Below are 16,902 nucleotides of genomic sequence, written 5' to 3' on the forward strand. Positions count from 1 at the left end.
GGCGTGACCGCGACGCTGGCCATGCACATGAGCGACGGGCTGCTCAACGCGCCGACGTCGCTGCTGTTCAGCGGGGTGGCCATCGCGGGTGTGGGCCTGGCGCTGGTGCGGGCGCGCGCCGATCTCGACGACCGGACAGCGCCGATGGCGGGGTTGGTCGCGGCGTTCGTCTTCGCCGCGCAGATGATCAACTTCCCGGTGCTGCCGGGCGTGAGCGGCCACCTGCTCGGGGGTGCGCTGGCCGCGATCCTGGCCGGACCGTGGGTCGGGGCGCTGTGCGTGTCGATCGTGCTGGTGGTGCAGGCGCTGCTGTTCGCCGACGGCGGGATCACCATGCTCGGCGCCAACATCACCAACATGGCGCTGATCGGCACGGCCACCGGGTACCTGGTCGCCCTCGCACTGCGCAGGCTCGCCGTGCGCAGCAGGGAGGGTCTGCTGGTGACGGCCTTCGTCGCCGCGTTCGTCAACACCGTCGCCGCCTCGTGCGGGTTCGTGCTGGAGTACTCGATCGGTGGCGCGGCCGGGTACGGCACCGGCACGGCGGCGCTGGCGGTGATCGGCGTGCACTGCCTCATCGGCATCGGCGAGGGCGTCATCACCGCGGCGACCGTGGGCGCGGTGGCCGCCGCACGGCCCGACCTGGTCCACCTGCTGCGCACCGCCCGGCCACGAGCAGTGGAGGAGAAGGCGCGATGACGGCTGTGGCGCGCAAGCGCGGCGCGGGTTTCCTGGTCGGGTTCGGCCTGGTCGCCCTGCTGATCGCGGCGGCGCTGTCCTACTTCGCCGACTCCGATCCCGACGGGCTGGACGCGGTCACCCGGCAGGGCTGCACGGCGGTCGAGACCGAGCAGGGCGAACGGCTCGACGGGCACTGCATCGCCCAGAACGGCACCGACCACCCATTGGCCGATGGTCCACTGGCCGACTACACCGTCGGCGGGGACGACCGGCTGACCGGCGTCGCCGGCGCCATCGGTGTGGTCGCGACCCTGGGGGCCGCGGGCGCCCTGTTCTGGGGACTGCGGCGCCGGGGGACCGGCGGCCAAGGGGAGGCCGGGGACACGCCTGGGGAGGACTGAGTGGGCGCGGGTCACGTCAGCGCCCTGTACCTGCCCGGCTCCTCCCGCGTGCACCGCGCGGCGCCGGAGGTCAAGATCGTGGCGGCGTTGCTCGTCGTGGTGTGCGTGGTGGCCACGCCCAGGCACGCGTTCTGGGCGTTCGCCTGCTACGCCGTCCTGCTGTTCGGACTGTCCAGGCTGGCCGCGGTGCCGATGCGTTGGCTGTCGAGCCGCCTGCTGATCGAGCTGCCGTTCGTCGTGCTGGCGTTCCTGCTGCCGTTCACCGCCGCAGGGCCCCGCACCGAGGTGCTGGGGCTGGCGCTGTCGGTGGAGGGGCTGCTGGCGGGGTGGAACGTGCTGGCCAAGGGGACGCTCGGGCTGGCGACGTCGTTGCTGCTGGCCGCGACGACCGCGCCGAACGAACTGCTCCTGGGCATGCGGCGGCTGCGCGCACCGAAGCTGCTCACGACGATCGCCTCGCTGATGCTGCGCTACGCCGAGGTGGTGGTGGGGGAGGCCCGGCGAATGCGGGTCGCTCGGATCGCCCGTGGCCACGATCCGCGGTTCCTGTGGCAGGTCGGAGCCACGGCGCGGGGCGTGGGCAGCCTGTTCATCCGGTCCTACGAGAGAGGTGAACGGGTGCACCTCGCGATGCTTTCGCGCGGCTGGAGCGGTGCCGTGCCGGACGCGAGGGTGGGCCGCACCCCGGCCGCCGCGTGGGCGCTGGGTATGGTGCCTCCCGCCGTTGCCGTGCTGGTGCTGGGAGCGGCGCTGTGGACCGCGTGACCGACGGGGCGACGCAGACCAGGGCCACGACCGCGCTGCGGGTCGAAGGTCTCCGCTACAGCTATCCGGACGGGCACGAGGCCCTGCGCGGGGTGGACCTGAGCATCGCGCACGGCGAGCGGGTCGCGCTGCTGGGGCCGAACGGAGCGGGCAAGACGACCCTGACCCTGCACCTCAACGGGGTGCTGCGAGGCGACGCGGGACGGGTGTCGGTCGGCGGGCTGGAGCTGACCGAGCGCCACGTCCGGGAGATCCGCAGGCGCGTCGGCGTGGTGTTCCAGGACCCCGACGACCAGTTGTTCATGCCCACGGTGCGCGAGGACGTGGAGTTCGGACCGCTGAACTTCGGATTCCGCGGTGCGCAGCTGGAGCAGCGCGTCGCTGACGCGCTGGCGGCGGTCGGCATGGCCGAGCACGCGGGACGATCACCGCTGCACCTGTCGGGCGGTCAGCGCAAGCGGGTGGCACTGGCGACCGTCCTGGCGTGCGACCCGGAGATCCTCGTGCTCGACGAACCGTCGTCGAACCTCGAGCCGGTCGCCCGGCGCGAGCTCGCCGAGCTGCTGCTCGGCCTGGGCAGGACGATGCTGATGGTCACCCACGACCTGCCCTACGCCCTGCAGCTGTGCCCGAGGAGCGTCCTGATCGACGACGGCGTCGTGGTCGCCGACCGGCCGACTCGGGAACTGCTGGCTGACACCGAACTGCTCGCCGCGCACCGCCTGGAGCTCCCCTTCGGCTTCCGCCTCGACTAGCGCGGGGTCCACATCGGACTGTCGATGTCATCCACTGTGGGCGAGCAGGCCGCCGGCGGTCACCGGTGCATCGGCTCGTGGACGTGCGCCCCTACGTCGGGATCTGCACTCTCGCCCCACCGCAGCAGGTCCCGGCACAGCTCGATCACGCGTTGCCGCAGTACCGCGGCCTCCTCGGCGAACTCGCGCTGCAACCGCACGTACTCGGCGCGGCCGTTCGGCGTCTCGATCGGGACCGGGGAGTAGCCCAGCTCGCTCAGGTCGTACGGGCTGGCGCGCATGTCCAGCTCCCGGACGCGGACGGCGAGGTCGAAGCAGTCGGCGACCAGCTCGGCGGGCACGAACGGGTCGAGCTTGTAGCTCCACTTGAACAGGTCCATGTTCGCGTGCAGGCAGCCGGGTTGCTCCAGCCGCACCTGGTCGGCGCGCTCGGGCTGCAGCGGGTTGAGCGGGCGCGCCTGCGGGGTGAAGAAGCGGAACGCGTCGTGGTGCGTGCAGCTCAGGTTCGACGACTCGACGACCTCGTCGGTGCCCGCGTGCCCGAGCCGCAGCGGCCAGCCGGAGTGGCGGATCTGCTCGGGCGAGGTCCGGTAGACCATCGCCCACTCGTGCAGCCCGAAGCAGCCGAGCCGCGGCTGCCGCGAGGCGGTGGCGCTGAGCAGGCCGAGCACGAACTCCGCGGTGCGCAGGCGGGCACCGGTCAACTCATCGCGGCTCAACGCCACCCCGTCGCCGGTCTCGGTGTACCCGCGACGGGAGAGGAACCGCTCACCGCCGGCCAGCACGACGCCGAAGCCCGGCTGCCAGCGCTCCAGCCGGGACGGGCGGAACGAGTAGTAGGTGAACAGGAAGTCCAGCACCGGGTGCTTGCGGCCGTCGTGGCGCCGTTGCCGGTGCGGTCCCGTCCACTGGCGGACGCGGTCCCGGTGGGCGCTCTCGCGGGCCCGCCACTCCGCCTCGGAAAGCACAACCATCGCAGGCCAGGGTAGTGCAGGGCGCTGCGCGGCCGGTCGGGCGCCGGGAGGCGCCGCAGGCGGTCAGCCGACGAACCGGACCCAGTCGAGGTTCATGAGCCCGCCCTCCTGCTCGGAGGAGAAGACGAGGTAGACGTCGTGCACGCCGGACAGCGGCTGGATCTCGACCGGCACCGACTTCCAGGCACCGCCGGACGGGGTCACGTTGATCTTGGCGACCGGTGGCGCGTTGTAGTCGTCGACCCTGATCTCGATCTTGGCCTTCGCGCCGTCGGAGGTCCACGACGCCAGCCGCGCCGAGACCTCCCTGGCCGGCGAGCTGCCGAAGTAGACGTCGTCGAAGCGCAGCCAGTCCCCGTCCCCGACGGAGCCGACGTACCGACCGGTGCTCGGGTCGCGCGCCGCGGCGACGGGCAGTGTGCGCGACTGCGCGGAGCTCGCCTCGGCCTCCAGCCCGGCGTAGGGATCGGACGGATCTCCGGCCTCGGGGACCGAGTCCGGCTCGTCGGGCACCGCGGGCTGGCCCGGCTGGCCGTTGCCGGTAGGGAACCCGGGCGCCCCGGAACGCCCGTGGAGGAAGCCCGCCCCTGCTGCCGCGACCACGAGCACGACGGCCAGCGCGCCGAGCGCGGCGGCCACCCACGGCCGCATCCGGCGCGAGTGCTCCTGCGGGACGGTCGTCGCGGTGGCGCTCGGGGAGGTCGGTTCGGACGAGCCCGGCGGCTGCTCCGCGGAGCCCGGCTGGGCCGTCAGCGTGCGCAGGGCGGGCGCCGCGGGGTCCAGGACGGCGTCGAAGGGAGCTTCCCCCGCATCGCGCGCCAGGCCCGTCAGCCGGCGGCGGACCTCGTGCAGCGGCATCCGCCGAGCCGGGTCCTTGACCATCAGCCCGCTCAGCACCTCGCCGACCGGCCCGCTCAGCTGGTGCTGCGGAACCGGGCCGTGGATGATCGCGCTGAGGGTGATCAGCGGGTCGCTGTCGCTCTCGTAGGGCAGCCGCCCGTGCGCCGCGGCGTAGAGCGTCGCGCCCAGGCTCCACAGGTCGGACGCCGGGTCGGGCGTCTCGCCCCGGGCGATCTCCGGCGCGACGTAGGCCGGTGTCCCGAGCACGGTCCCGGTGCGGGTCAGCGTCGACTCGGCGGCGTTGCGCGAGATGCCGAAGTCGCCGAGCTTGACCTGCCCGTGCTTGCCCAGCAGCACGTTTCCGGGCTTGACGTCGCGGTGGACGATGCCGACGCGGTGGGCCGCCTGCAACGCCGCCGCGACCCCGTCCACGAACACCGCGAGCTGCTCGTGGCTCAGCCGGGTGCGTTTGAGCACGCTCGACAGGCTCTCCGCGGGCACCAGCTCCATCACCACGAACGGCCCGCCCGCGTCGTCGGCGACGTCGTAGAGCATCACGACGTTGGGATGGGTCACCACGGCCAGCGAGCGGGCCTCGCGCAGCGCCCGCTCGCGGAACTCGGCCGCCTCCTCCTCCGGCACCCGCGGGGAGAGCCGGACTTCCTTGACGGCCACCGGGCGGTGCAGGAGCACGTCGGTTCCCGCCCACACCGCGCCCATCGCGCCGGTGCCGATCTTGGAGTCCATCCGGTATCGACCGGCGATCGTCCGGATGCCGCCGGTGGACGTGAGGTCATTCGGGACGAACACCGGCCGATCATCTCTTACGACACACCGTCGCGTGAAATCCTCCGCCGATCGGACGGATTGTGATGCCGACACGTGACAGCCCGCTCCCGCCGGCGGTCGCGGCGGGAGCGGGACGGGTCACCCGGCGGTGCGGACGTGGGTACCGTCGCGGACGGTGCCGACGTACTCCTCGACCAGGTCCTCCAGTGCCACCACACCCAGCGGCTCGCCCGTGGCGTCCACGGCGGTCGCCAGGTGGCTGCCGGCACGGCGCAGCCAGGTCAGCGCCTCGTCGAGCCGGGCGTCGGCCGGGACCGTCGGCAGCCGGCGCACGCGGACCGGGTCGACCGGGGTCGACGGGTCCTCGCCCGCCTTGTCGAGCACGTCCTTTATGTGCAGGTAGCCCAGCAGGGTCCCGTCCTGGCCGCGGACCGGGAAGCGGGAGAAGCCGGTCGTCGACACCGCGCGCTCCACGTCGCCCAGGGTGAAGTCGCCGGGGAGCGTGGTCAGCTCGTCCAGCGGCACCAGCACGTCGCGCACGACGTGCTCCACAGAGGACAGCGTCTGGGCGAGCCTGCGGTGCTCGGCCTGCTCCAGCAGGCCCTCGCGCCGGGACTCCACCAGCAGCTCGGCCAGTTCGGTCGAGGTGTAGGCGGTCTCCAGTTCTTCCTTGGGCTCGACCTTGAGCAGCCGCAGCACCGCGTTGGCCATCATGTTGAACAGCGCGATGAGCGGGCGTGCGAGCTTGACGAAGCCCACCAGGAACGGCACCAGCCACAGCGCCAGCCGCTCCGGGTCGGCGATCGCGAGGTTCTTGGGAACCATCTCGCCGATCAGCACGTGCAGCACCACCACGATCGCCAGGGCGATGGTGAACGCCACGGCGTGCAGCACCGGGCCCGGGATCTGCAACGGCGCGACCAGCACCTCCAGCCGGTGCGCCACCGCGGGCTCGCCCAGCCGTCCCAGGCCCAGCGAGCACAGCGTGATGCCGAGCTGGGCGCTGGTGAGCATCAGCGAGCCCTCCTGGCTCGCCCGGATGACGGTCCTGGCGCGTGCGACGCCCTGGTCGACCAGCGCTTCGAGCCGGTCTCGCCGCGAGGACAGCAGCGAGAACTCCGCGCCGACGAACAACGCGTTGAGCAGCAGCAGCGCGATGCCGAGGAAGATGGCAAGCGAGTCGCTCACCGGGACACCTCCTCGTGCTCGGCGACCCGGCGGGTCAAGCGCAACTCGGCGACGCGGTGCCGGTCCATGCGGGTCACCACCAGCTCCCAGTGGCCCTGCTCGACCTGCTCACCCGTCCTGGGGATCCGGCCGAGCTCGGCCAGCACCAGGCCGGCCACGGTCTCGTAGTCGCCCTCGGGCATCGCGAAGCCGGTGGCGTCGGCGAGCTCGTCGGCGCGCAGCAGGCCCGAGATGATCCAGGAGTCGCGCGCCAGCGGCCGCACGGCCGCGGCCTCGCGTCCGTCGTGCTCGTCGCGGACGTCGCCGATGATCTCCTCCACGACGTCTTCCAGCGTCACGATCCCGGCCGTCCCGCCGTACTCGTCGACCACCAGCGCGAGCTGCAGGCCGGAGCCGCGCAGCCGGTTCAGCAGCGAGTCGCCGTCGAGGGTTTCCGGCACGGTCGGCACCGGGCGCGACAGCGACCCGACGCGCGTGGTGTCGCGCTGGTCGGCCGGGACGCCGAACGCCTGCTTGACGTGCACGACGCCGTGCACGTCGTCGAGGTCGCCACCGTGCACCGGGAACCGCGAGAAACCGGTGCGCCGCGCGAGCTGGAGCAGGTCCAGGACGGTGGCGTCGGCCGACAGCGACTCCACCCGCATCCGCGGGGTCATCAGCTCGTCGGCGGTGCGGTCGCCGAAGCGCAGCGACTTGTCCATCAGCTCGGCGGTCGCCTCGTCGAGCGTGCCGTGCTCGGCGCTGGAGCGCACGATCGAGCCGAGCTCGTCGGGGGAGCGCGCCGAGCGCAGCTCCTCCTGCGGTTCCACGCCGAAGCGCCGCACCACCCAGTTCGCGCTGTTGTTCATCGCGTCGATCAGCCAGCGGAAGACCTGCGAGAAACCCGCGTGGTAGCCGGAGACCGCGCGCGCGGTGGCCAGCGGCCGGGCGATGGCCAGGTTCTTGGGCACCATCTCGCCGAAGACCATCGACAGCGTCGTGGCGAGCAGGATCGCCAGCGCCAGCGAGAGCGCGCCCGCGGCCGTGTCGGGCACGCCGAGCGCGGTGAAGCCTGGGCGCAGCAGCTCACCGATCAGCGGCTCGGCGACGTAACCGGTCACCAGCGTGGTCAGGGTGATTGCGACCTGGGCGCCGGAGAGCTGGAACGACAGCGTGCGGTGCGCCCGCTGGACGCTCTGGGCGCGCCGGTCGCCGACCTGCGCGACGTGCGCGTCGACCGTGCTGCGTTCCAGGGATGTCAGGGAGAACTCGGCGGCGACGGCGAGGCCGGTGCCGAGCGTGAGCAACGCCACGAACAGAAGGCCGAGGGCCGACAGCAGGATCTCCATCACCGGCCACCTCGGAAGCGGGCGCCGGGCGCGTGTTGCGGAAAGCCGGGACTTCGTCCCGGCTCGGTACTGCCGTCAGGTGATTGTGCCTGTGGCACGGAAGAGGTCACTCCTCAACAGAAAGCGAAAAATACGGCACGAGTATATCCCGGTCGGAGCAGTGCCCGGGTAACAACATCGACATCACCGCCGGGCACGTCCCTGTTCGCGGGCGTCCCGCCCGAGCATCGCCAGCAGGCGCGTCTGCTCGTCGGCCTCGCCGGGCACCGGTAGCGGCGGGTCGAAGATGCCGATGTCCTGCCAGGACGCGACCTGTGGCTCGAACACCGTGCGAACCACCGCGACGAGGTCGGGGTCCAGGCGGGTGTCAGCACCGACTCCACAGGCGAGGTCCCAGGCGTGTACGGCCAGGTCCAGGGTCATCTGCCAGCCGTAGTCCTCGGCCGGGATCACCCCGCCGGTCACGTGCACCTCACCCGTCGCCGCGGCCGGCCGGTCCCACGCCCGCCGCGCCTCCGTGCTGGCCTCGGTCCAAGCCCGCTTCGGGTCGGTGCCGAGCACGTCCCCGTCGAACCGGTCCCCGACCTCCTCGAGCGTGGCGCCGTCGAGCAGTCGCGGTGCCCACAGCTGCTCGGACACCAGGTGCTGCACCAGATCGCGCACGGACCATTGCGCGCACGGTGTGCCGTTGTCCCACTGGTCGTCGCGAATCGCGCGGACTCGGGTGTCGAACTCGGTCATCGCCCTTCTGTGGGCGTGCAGCAGTCGCATGCGTCCATCGTGGCTCGGAAGGCGGATGTGAGCATGCTCACGCACTATTGGCCCAAGAGTTGAACTGGGGGCGGAAGGCCTGGTCACGCGGTTGGTGTGACCGGCATCTCCGCAGGTCGCCGCTGGTGGCGGAATTCGCCAGGGGCGCCTTTGCGACTGGTGGCCCAGACCACCGCACGAGGGCGTAGCCTGCCGCAGAGTTGGCGGCTACCGCCGCGTAAAGATACGTACGAGAGGACGTGATCGTGAGTTCAACGGCCACGGTTGCGGACGCGCCGCAGCGGGGCTTCTTCGGGCACCCCCGCGGACTGTCCACGCTGTTCTTCACCGAGATGTGGGAACGCTTCTCCTACTACGGGATGCGCGCCATCCTGGGGTACTACCTGTACACCGCCGTCGCCGAAGGCGGACTCGGCATCCCCGAGTCCACGGCGCTCTCGGTCGTGGGTGTCTACGGTGCCTCGGTCTACATGAGCGGCGTCTTCGGCGGCTGGTTCGCCGACCGGATCATCGGCGCCCAGTGGGCGGTGTTCTACGGCGGGCTCGTCATCATGCTGGGCCACATCAGCCTGGCCCTGCCCGGCGGTGTGGCCACAGTGGTCGGCGGCCTCGTGCTGCTGGTGATCGGCACCGGCCTGCTCAAGCCGAACATCTCCGGCATGCTGGGCAGCCTCTACGGCGAGCACGACACCCGCCGCGACGCCGGGTTCTCGATCTTCTACATGGGCATCAACATCGGCGGTTTCCTGGCCCCGCTGGTGTGCGGCTGGCTCGGCGAGAAGGTCAACTGGCATCTCGGTTTCGGCGCGGCCGCGGTCGGCATGGCGCTGGGCCTGATCCAGTACGTCATCGGCCGCAAGAACCTCGGCACCGCCGGTCTCAAACCGGTCAACCCGCTGCCCGCCGAGCACAAGGGCCGCGTGCTCGGCCGTGCCGTCGCCATCGCCGTGCTGGTGGTCGGCGGGATCGCGGCGCTGGGATTCGGCGGGGTGATCGGGCTCGACGGCATGGTGAACCTGATCAGCCTGCTCTCGGCGGTGCTGCCGGTCGTCTACTTCGCGGTGATGCTCAGCAGCAAGCAGATCACCAGGATCGAGCGGGACCGGCTGGTCGCCTACATCCCGCTGTTCCTGGCGACCGCGCTGTTCTTCCTGCTCTTCGAGCAGCAGCCGAACACGCTGGCCAACCTCGCCGAGGCCGACACCCAGCTCGGTGTCCTCGGCTACGAGATCCCGGCGTCGTGGTTCCAGTCGATCAACTCGCTGGCGATCATCGTGCTGGCACCGGTGTTCGCGGCGCTGTGGATCAAGCTCGGTGAGCGGCAGCCGTCGACCCCGCAGAAGTTCGTGGGCGGCCTGCTGTTCGTGGGTCTGGCGTTCCTGTGGGTCGTGCTCTCCAAGAGCGCGGCGGGCGACGACGGCAAGCACATGGCGCTGATGCTCGCGACGGTCTTCGTGATCATGACCATCGGTGAGCTGATGCTCTCGCCCGTCGGGCTCTCGGCCTCCACGAAGCTGGCCCCGAAGGTGTTCGCCTCGCAGACGCTGGGCCTGTACTTCCTCGCCCCCGCGATGGGGCAGGGGCTCGGGGCGCAGGTCGTGAAGCTGTACTCGGTGCAGAACCAGCAGCTCTACTTCGGGATCGTGGGCCTGGCGACCATCGGCTGCGCGGTGCTGCTCGCCCTGGGTGCCAAGAGCATCAAGAAGTACATGCACGGCGTGAACTGACGCGTCACAAGCGCGAAGCCGGTCCCGGACTTTGCCGGGACCGGCTTCGCGCTGTCATGGGCCAGGTTCTGTTTCACAAGCGGCGGAGCCGCTTGCGGTGTGGGACTCGACCCACTACGCAAGCCACATCTGAACACTTCCTAGCGCAGGCGGGCGGCCTTCGGCTCCGGCTGCGGCTTGGTCGGGTCCGGCAGCGGGTGGCCGGGAACGCTGACGTCGTCGGCGGGAACCGTCCCGTGCACGAGGTAGTCCACCCCGATCCGGTCGGCTTCGGCGTTGCTGCCCAGAGCGAACACCCCGTGCCCGCCTGCGTCCTTCTCGGTCACCATCACCGAGGAAGGCATTGAGCGGTGCATTCGCAGCGCACCCTCGTACGGCGTGGCGACATCGCCCTCGGAGTTGAAGATCAGCACCGGGGGCAGGCCCCGTCCGGTGATGTGCAGCGGCCGCCGGCGCGGGGCGTGCCAGCTCGCGCAGGGCGCGACGGTCCAGGAGTTGTACCAGGCGGCGAACGGGTGCTCGCGCGCGATCGCGGCCGAGTCGCGCTCCCACTGCTCCCGCCGCGTCGGCCACGGCGCGTCCGCGCACTCCACGGCGTTGTAGATGGCGTTGCTGTTCTCGGCGGCCTCGTCCTTGGGCAGGACGCGCCCGACGAGCTCCCGGTCGTCGTTGTGGTGGCGCATGGCGCTGAACCCGTGCGCCAGGCCGGTCCAGCCGTGCTCGCCGTAGAGCGCGTCGAATGTCATGCCGATGAACTCCGCCGGGCCGAGCGGGCCGCGCGGCTGGGCGCGCAGCCCGTGCAGGATGGCCTCCCACGCCCCGCTGACCGCGGCGCGGTCGGTGCCCAGGTGGAAGACGTGGTCGTGCTGGGCGATCCAGTCGAAGTACAGCCCCAGCCGGTGCTGCGCGGCGATGTCCTGGCTGAGGTTGTTGCGGTACCAGACCGCCGAGATGTCCGGGTTGACCGCGCTGTCCAGGACCATCCGGTCGACGTGCTGCGGGAACAGCTCGCCGTAGACCGCGCCGAGGTAGGTGCCGTAGGAGTAGCCGAGGAAGCTGATGCGCTCCTCGCCCAGGGCCTGCCTGATTCGGTCCATGTCCTTGGCGTTGGACGGTGTCGTCAGATGGGGCAGGTACTGCCCGGCGCGCTGCGCGCATCCGTCGGCGTACTCGTCGGCGCGCTGCCAGTTGAGCTCGCGGGTGTGCGGCGAATCCGGGTCCGGCAGCGGGTTCTTCCAGTACGCGGCCGGATCCACGCAGGTGATCGGGGTGCTGTGCGCGGTGTGCCGAGTGTCGAAGCCGATGATGTCGTAGTGGGCCAGCACCTCCGGTGGCAGCGACAGGGAGAGCCCGCCCGCGAAGGCGACTCCGGGGCCGCCGGGGCCGCCCGGGTTCACCAGCAGCGATCCGCGCCGGGCGGCGGGGTCGCGGGCGGGCAGCTTCGACACCGTCAGCCGCACCGTCGCGCCGTCGGGATCGTCGTGGTCGAGCGGTACGTCCAGCGGCGCGCACCGCATGTCCGGGTACGGGCGGCTGACGTCCTCCGGGCACGGCCCCCAGGCCGGCCCTTCGGCGTGCGCGACCGGGCCGGCCGCCGTGGTCGCGACCACGGCGGAACCGGCGAGGCCGAGCGCGATCGATCGTTTCACCGATCACTCCTAGCTGAACTCGCGAACTGTCGAAAGTGGACTTTCGTCGAGCCTAGGAGGTCCGGTGCTCGTTCAAGGTGGTTCGCACCCGCGTGTCGGGTGCGCGAACGAGGGAAAATGTGCTAGGCGCGGGCTTGCGGACGTCGAGAGCAGAGGCGGGCACCCGGGCGCTACGCGCGGGCCCGCGCGATCGCCTCGGCGACGCGCTCCACGTCCTGCTCGGTCGTGCGCCAGTTGCTGAACGCCGCCCGCAGCGCCGGTACTCCCTTGTAGACGGTCGGGGTGAGGAAGAGCTCGCCGGTCTCGGCGAGTGCGCGCGCCAGCGCGGCGACCGCGGCCTCGGTCGGGTCGTCCTCCAGCGTGAAGCACACGACGTTGAAGCGCACCGGTGCGAGCAGCCGCAGTCCCGGTAGCGCGGCGATGCGCTCGCCGAGGAAGCGGGCCAGCCCGGCGGTGCGCTCGACGATCTCCCGGTGGCCCACGTTCCCGTAGGCGGTGAGCGCGAACCACGTGGGCAGTGCCCGCAACCGGCGCGAGCTCTCCGGCGTCAGATGCACGAAGTCGGGGTTCTCGCCGGGAAGACCGAGGTATGCCGCGGAGTTCTGGAAGATGCGGACCTGCAGGTCCGGTCGCGTGCTGAACTGCACGGCGCTGTCGTAGGGCACGTTGAGCCACTTGTGCAGGTCCACGCACACCGAGTCGGCTTCGGCGATGCCGTCGACGAGGTGGGCGTGGGCAGGGGAGAGCGCCGCGAAGGCACCGAAGGCGCCGTCGACGTGCAGCCAGAACGGGAAGCGCTCGCGCAGCTCGGCGATCGCGCGCAGGTCGTCGAAGTCGACGCTGTTGACGGTGCCCGCGTTGGCCACCACGATCGCGGGCCGTCCACCGAGGTCGGCCAGCGCGGCCGCGAGCCGCTCGACGTCGACGGCCTCGCGGTCGGGCAGCGTGGGCACCAGGTGGACCGCACCGCGGCCGAGCCCGAGCATCGAGAGTGCCTTGTAGATCGTGGAGTGCGGACTGCCGGAGAGCACCGGGACGTCGCCGAGCGCCGCGGCACCGGACTCTGCGGGGGAGACGCCGATGCGCTCGCCCACCCATTCGCGGGCGATGGCCAGTCCGGTGAAGTTGGACATGGTCGCACCGCTGACGAACGTGCCCCGGTGGTGGGTGCCGAGACCGAACAGCTCGCCCAGCCACCGCACCGTCTCGCGTTCGAGTTCCGCGGCCGACGAGTCCTGCGCGCTCACGGCGTTCTGGTCGTAGGTGCCGGTGAGCCAGTCGCCCACGAGAGCTGCGGGCGTGGTTCCACCGGTGACGAATCCGAGGTAGCGGGGTCCGGCGCTGCCGGAGAACCCCGGCTCCCAGCGCTGGTGGAAGCGCGCCGCGGCGCCTTGGGCGCCGATTCCCTCGACCGGCAGCGCCGCGGGCTCCGGAGTGGTGGGCGAGACGCCGACCGGCCGGGTCGGCAGTCCGGCCAGCGCGCGGACGGCCCGGTCGCGGGCGTCGGACAGCAGTTCGGGGAAACGTTCGAGGTCGGCGGCGAGGATCGGGTCCAACGTGGTGCTCCAGTCGGTGGGCGGGCGGCGGATCCGACCCTAGACCGGCGCGGTGCGGACGGCGCGGTCCAATCCGCGCACTCTGGACCGGTCCGCTGAGGACTCCGACGGCGCGCCGCTACAGCCCGCGGTGGCGGCGCACGCTCTCCTCGACCACGTCCAGCACCGGCCCGAGGTCGTCGGCGGGCAGCCCCATCGCCAGGTGCGAGACGAGTCCTTCGAGGACCAGTTCGAGATAGGCGGTCAGCACGTCGACGTCGACGTCGTCGCGCAGGTTGCCCGCGTCGCGCTGCCACTGCAGGCGCGCCCTGGTCGCGGCGGTCAGCTGTTCGGAGCGCTGCGCCCACCGCTGCCGGAAGTCGGTGTCGGTGCGCAGCCGGCGCGAGACCTCCAGGCGGGTGCCGAGCCAGTCCGCGCCGGGCGTGCTCGTGCCGTCGCGCGGCTCGTCGAGCAGGTTGCGCATGACCTGCACCAGACCCTGCTCGGCGACGACGTCGGCCATCCGCCCGGCGTCGTCCTCGGCCAGGGCCAAAAACAGCGACTCCTTGTCCTTGAAGTGGTGGAAGATCGCCCCGCGCGACAGGCCGGTGGCCTCCTCCAGCCTGCGGACGGTCGCTCCCTCGTAGCCGTGGCGCGCGAAGCAGGACCGGGAGCCGTCGAGAATCTGACGGCGCCTGGCATCGAGGTGATCCTGACTGACCCGGGGCATGAGCCGATCGTGGCAGGCGGTGCCCGCTGATTGCAATCCGTACGTACGTTTTGCGGCGGCGTGTCCCGCGAGATGTCATTAGCAAATCCGTCTCGCCAGTACAAGGGGTGCGAGCGCGGCGGCAGGGCAGTAGCTTCGAAAGTCCAGCCCACACAGGTGGTGATCATGGTGACCCTGTCGATCGACCCCAGCGCCGCCGATTTCCCCACGTCCCGCCTCCGCACCCGCGCGGAGGCGGAGGCCTACGTGGCGACGGTGTGCTTCAAGACCGGACCTCCCAGGCTGCACGGCATCGAGCTCGAATGGACCGTGCACCACGACGACGACCCCAGCAGACCGCTAGAGCCCGAGGTGCTGATCTCCGCCCTCGGCCCGCACTCCCCTCCCTCCCTGGTCCCCGGCAGCCCGCACCGACCGCTGCCGAACGGGTCCTCGCTCACCGTCGAACCCGGTGGCCAGGTCGAGGTCTCCAGTCTTCCCTCGCCCTCCGTGCGTTCCCTGTTCGACGTGGTCGCCGCCGACGCCGACCACCTCCGGCGGCTGCTGCGGCGCAGCGGCCTGTCCCTGGGGGAGCAGGGCACGGACCCGTGGCGGCACCCCCGGCGGGTGCTCGAGGTCCCCCGCTACGCGGCGATGGAGAGCGCGTTCGACCGCATCGGCATCGACGGCAGGCTGATGATGTGCAGCACGGCCGGGGTGCAGGTGTGCCTCGACGCGGGTGAACCGCACCGGGTGGCCCCGCGCTGGGCCGCGCTGCACGCGCTGGGCCCGGTGATGCTCGCGACCTTCGCCAACTCCCCGAAGCTCTTCGGCCACGACACCGGCTGGCTGTCGACCAGGACCCGCGCGGTGCTCCGGACCGACCCGCCGCGCACCAGGCCCGGCCCGGTGAGCCCCGACCCGGCGATGGGCTGGGCGCGGCGGATGCTCGACACCGCGCTGGTGTGCCTGCGCCGCGACGGCGCGGACTGGACGGTCCCCGGCGGCATCAGCTTCGCCGAGTGGATCAGCGGCGCCCTGGCGCGCCCGCCGACCATGGACGACCTCGACTACCACATGACCACGGTGTTCCCCCCGGTGCGCCCGCGCGGCTACCTGGAGGTGCGCTACCTCGACGCGCAGCCGGGCGACGACTGGATGCTGCCCGCTGCCGCGCTGATCGCCCTGTTCGATGCGGAGTCCACGGTCGACGAGGTGCTGCGCCTGACGGCCCGGACCGCGGGCCGCTGGATGCACGCGGCCCGGCACGGCCTGGCCGACCCGGTGCTGGCGAGCACCGCCGAGGCGGTATTCGGGCTGGCCCTGCGCCGGATGGACCACGTCGACTGCCCGCCGGACCTGCCCGGCCGGCTCTCGGCGCACGTGGCGCGGCGGATCGCAGGCAACCGCAGGCCTTGATGCTGGAGGTATGACCAGTGCAGACGAGGAACAACCCCGCCGAGATGGGCGTGGAGCAGTTGCGGGCGCACGTGGCAGGCGAACTGGCCCGCACCAGGCGGCGCAGTGCCGTCCTGACCGACTCGGTTGACGACGAGGACCTGATCAAGCAGCACTCACCGCTGATGTCGCCGCTGGTGTGGGACCTGGCGCACGTGGGCAGCCAGGAGGAGCTGTGGCTGGTGCGCGACGTCGGCGGCGCGCCCGCCATCCGGCCCGACATCGACGACCTCTACGACGCGTTCAAGCACTGCCGCAAGGACCGGCCGGAGCTGCCGCTGCTCGGCCCGGCCGAGGCCCGGGAGTACGTCGGCACGGTGCGGGACAAGGTCTTCGACCTGCTCGACCGGGTGCGGCTGGACGGCAGGCGGCTGGTCGACCAGGCGTTCGCCTTCGGCATGATCGTGCAGCACGAGCAGCAGCACGACGAGACCATGCTGGCCACCCACCAGCTGCGCACCGGCGCGCCGGTGCTGACCGCCGACCCGCCGCCGGTCGCCGCTGACGCCGAGTCGCTGCCACCGGAGGTGCTGGTCCCCGGCGGGCCGTTCCTGATGGGCACCTCGACCGAGCCGTGGGCGCTGGACAACGAGCGGCCCGCGCACCAGGTCGAGGTCGACGCCTTCTTCATCGACACCACCCCGGTGTCCAACGGCGATTTCCTGCACTTCATCGACGACGGGGGCTACGACCGCGCGGAGCTGTGGTCGTCGGAGGGCTGGGCCTACCGCTGCCGCGCCGAGCTGCGCGCGCCGCGGTTCTGGGAGCGTGACGGCGACCGGTGGCTGCGCCGCAGGTTCGGCCACGTGGAGCCGGTGCCCGCGCGCGAACCCGTCGTGCACGTCAGCTTCCACGAGGCGCAGGCGTACGCGACCTGGGCGGGCAAGCGGCTGCCGACCGAGCAGGAGTGGGAGAAGGCCGCCCGCTTCGACCCGCGCAGCGGGCGGTCGCGCCGCTACCCGTGGGGCGACGACGAGCCGTCGCCCGAGCACGCCAACCTCGGTCAGCGCCACCTGCAGCCGGCCGCGCTCGGCGCCTACCCGGCGGGTGCGGCGCCGTGCGGTGCGCGGCAGCTGATCGGCGACGTGTGGGAGTGGACGGCGACGGATTTCCTGCCGTACCCGGGTTTCTCGGCGTTCCCGTACCGGGAGTACTCGGAGGTCTTCTTCGGGCCGGACTACAAGGTCCTGCGCGGCGGCTCGTTCGGCACCGACGCGGCCGCCTGCCGGGGCACGTTCCGCAACTGGGACTACCCGATCCGGCGGCAGATCTTCGCGGGCTTCCGCTGCGCGCGGACGCCGCGCGCGGGCGAAACCCGGTGAGGCGGTCAGC

The 16,902-nt window shown here is 71.8% G+C and carries 15 protein-coding genes; 7 read left to right on the forward strand and 8 right to left on the reverse strand.

Going from position 1 to position 16,902, the window contains the following annotated elements:
• Positions 1-3 precede the first annotated feature (3 nt).
• Genes HUO13_RS19745 through HUO13_RS19760 form a run of 4 tightly spaced genes read left to right on the forward strand, consistent with a single transcriptional unit; the run spans position 4 to position 2,602 of the window.
• Entirely contained in the window at positions 4-699 is a 696-nt protein-coding gene (locus HUO13_RS19745; protein ID WP_211896608.1) for an energy-coupling factor ABC transporter permease, read from the forward strand.
• The gene (locus HUO13_RS19750; RefSeq protein WP_211896609.1) at positions 696-1,082 is read left to right on the forward strand and encodes a PDGLE domain-containing protein; all 387 of its coding nucleotides are present in this window, start codon (positions 696-698) and stop codon (positions 1,080-1,082) included. Before HUO13_RS19745 ends, HUO13_RS19750 begins: the two co-directional genes overlap by 4 nt.
• Positions 1,083-1,847: a cobalt ECF transporter T component CbiQ gene (gene cbiQ, locus HUO13_RS19755; protein WP_211896610.1), complete on the forward strand. Its 765-nt coding sequence runs from the start codon at positions 1,083-1,085 to the stop codon at positions 1,845-1,847.
• Positions 1,835-2,602, forward strand: a complete 768-nt coding sequence (locus HUO13_RS19760) for an energy-coupling factor ABC transporter ATP-binding protein (protein WP_211896611.1) — start codon at positions 1,835-1,837, stop codon at positions 2,600-2,602. The genes cbiQ and HUO13_RS19760 overlap by 13 nt, the downstream gene beginning before the upstream one ends.
• 59 nt (positions 2,603-2,661) lie before the next feature.
• On the opposite strand, the gene HUO13_RS19765 is transcribed toward HUO13_RS19760, so the two are convergent.
• From HUO13_RS19765 to HUO13_RS19785, 5 genes are all read right to left on the reverse strand, one after another.
• Entirely contained in the window at positions 2,662-3,576 is a 915-nt protein-coding gene (locus tag HUO13_RS19765) for a 3-methyladenine DNA glycosylase (protein WP_211896612.1), read from the reverse strand.
• Between the two features lie 63 nt (positions 3,577-3,639).
• The gene (locus HUO13_RS19770; protein ID WP_211896613.1) at positions 3,640-5,226 is read right to left on the reverse strand and encodes a protein kinase domain-containing protein; all 1,587 of its coding nucleotides are present in this window, start codon (positions 5,224-5,226) and stop codon (positions 3,640-3,642) included.
• Between the two features lie 117 nt (positions 5,227-5,343).
• Positions 5,344-6,393, reverse strand: coding sequence for a hemolysin family protein (locus HUO13_RS19775; protein WP_211896614.1), 1,050 nt, complete (start codon positions 6,391-6,393; stop codon positions 5,344-5,346).
• Positions 6,390-7,721 (reverse strand): hemolysin family protein, encoded by a 1,332-nt coding sequence (locus HUO13_RS19780; protein ID WP_211896615.1) that lies wholly within the window; start codon positions 7,719-7,721, stop codon positions 6,390-6,392. The genes HUO13_RS19775 and HUO13_RS19780 overlap by 4 nt, the downstream gene beginning before the upstream one ends.
• A 183-nt stretch (positions 7,722-7,904) precedes the next feature.
• The gene (locus HUO13_RS19785; protein ID WP_211896616.1) at positions 7,905-8,492 is read right to left on the reverse strand and encodes a TIGR03086 family metal-binding protein; all 588 of its coding nucleotides are present in this window, start codon (positions 8,490-8,492) and stop codon (positions 7,905-7,907) included.
• Between the two features lie 245 nt (positions 8,493-8,737).
• On the opposite strand from HUO13_RS19785, the gene HUO13_RS19790 reads away from it, so the two are divergent.
• Positions 8,738-10,219 carry a peptide MFS transporter gene (locus HUO13_RS19790; protein ID WP_211896617.1) on the forward strand — a complete coding sequence of 494 codons (1,482 nt, stop codon included), beginning with the start codon at positions 8,738-8,740 and terminating at the stop codon, positions 10,217-10,219.
• A gap of 140 nt (positions 10,220-10,359) precedes the next feature.
• Here the strand turns inward: HUO13_RS19790 and HUO13_RS19795 are convergent, their stop codons facing one another.
• From HUO13_RS19795 to HUO13_RS19805, 3 genes are all read right to left on the reverse strand, one after another.
• Positions 10,360-11,868, reverse strand: a complete 1,509-nt coding sequence (locus HUO13_RS19795; protein WP_211896618.1) for an alpha/beta hydrolase — start codon at positions 11,866-11,868, stop codon at positions 10,360-10,362.
• 170 nt (positions 11,869-12,038) lie between these two features.
• Entirely contained in the window at positions 12,039-13,424 is a 1,386-nt protein-coding gene (locus tag HUO13_RS19800; protein WP_211896619.1) for a pyridoxal phosphate-dependent decarboxylase family protein, read from the reverse strand.
• A 118-nt stretch (positions 13,425-13,542) separates the two neighbouring features.
• Positions 13,543-14,133, reverse strand: a complete 591-nt coding sequence (locus HUO13_RS19805; protein WP_211896620.1) for a TetR/AcrR family transcriptional regulator — start codon at positions 14,131-14,133, stop codon at positions 13,543-13,545.
• A gap of 165 nt (positions 14,134-14,298) precedes the next feature.
• Here HUO13_RS19805 and egtA point away from each other — a divergent pair, with 165 nt between their 5' ends.
• On the forward strand, positions 14,299-15,531 hold the full coding sequence (gene egtA / locus HUO13_RS19810; protein ID WP_211896621.1) for an ergothioneine biosynthesis glutamate--cysteine ligase EgtA: 1,233 nt from the start codon (positions 14,299-14,301) through the stop codon (positions 15,529-15,531).
• 44 nt (positions 15,532-15,575) lie between these two features.
• Positions 15,576-16,892, forward strand: coding sequence for an ergothioneine biosynthesis protein EgtB (gene egtB, locus HUO13_RS19815; RefSeq protein WP_211903004.1), 1,317 nt, complete (start codon positions 15,576-15,578; stop codon positions 16,890-16,892).
• Positions 16,893-16,902: the final 10 nt, after the last annotated feature.

It is taken from the genome of Saccharopolyspora erythraea, from assembly GCF_018141105.1.
Classification (GTDB): domain Bacteria; phylum Actinomycetota; class Actinomycetes; order Mycobacteriales; family Pseudonocardiaceae; genus Saccharopolyspora_D; species Saccharopolyspora_D erythraea_A.

Coding starts and splice junctions, on each gene's coding strand:
- HUO13_RS19750 (WP_211896609.1), top strand. CDS start 696: ATGACGGCTGTGGCGCGCAAGCGCGGCGCGGGTTTCCTGGTCGGGTTC.
- HUO13_RS19785 (WP_211896616.1), bottom strand. CDS start 8,492: ATGCGACTGCTGCACGCCCACAGAAGGGCGATGACCGAGTTCGACACC.
- egtB (WP_211903004.1), top strand. CDS start 15,576: ATGGGCGTGGAGCAGTTGCGGGCGCACGTGGCAGGCGAACTGGCCCGC.
- HUO13_RS19805 (WP_211896620.1), bottom strand. CDS start 14,133: ATGCCCCGGGTCAGTCAGGATCACCTCGATGCCAGGCGCCGTCAGATT.
- HUO13_RS19765 (WP_211896612.1), bottom strand. CDS start 3,576: ATGGTTGTGCTTTCCGAGGCGGAGTGGCGGGCCCGCGAGAGCGCCCAC.
- egtA (WP_211896621.1), top strand. CDS start 14,299: ATGGTGACCCTGTCGATCGACCCCAGCGCCGCCGATTTCCCCACGTCC.
- HUO13_RS19780 (WP_211896615.1), bottom strand. CDS start 7,721: ATGGAGATCCTGCTGTCGGCCCTCGGCCTTCTGTTCGTGGCGTTGCTC.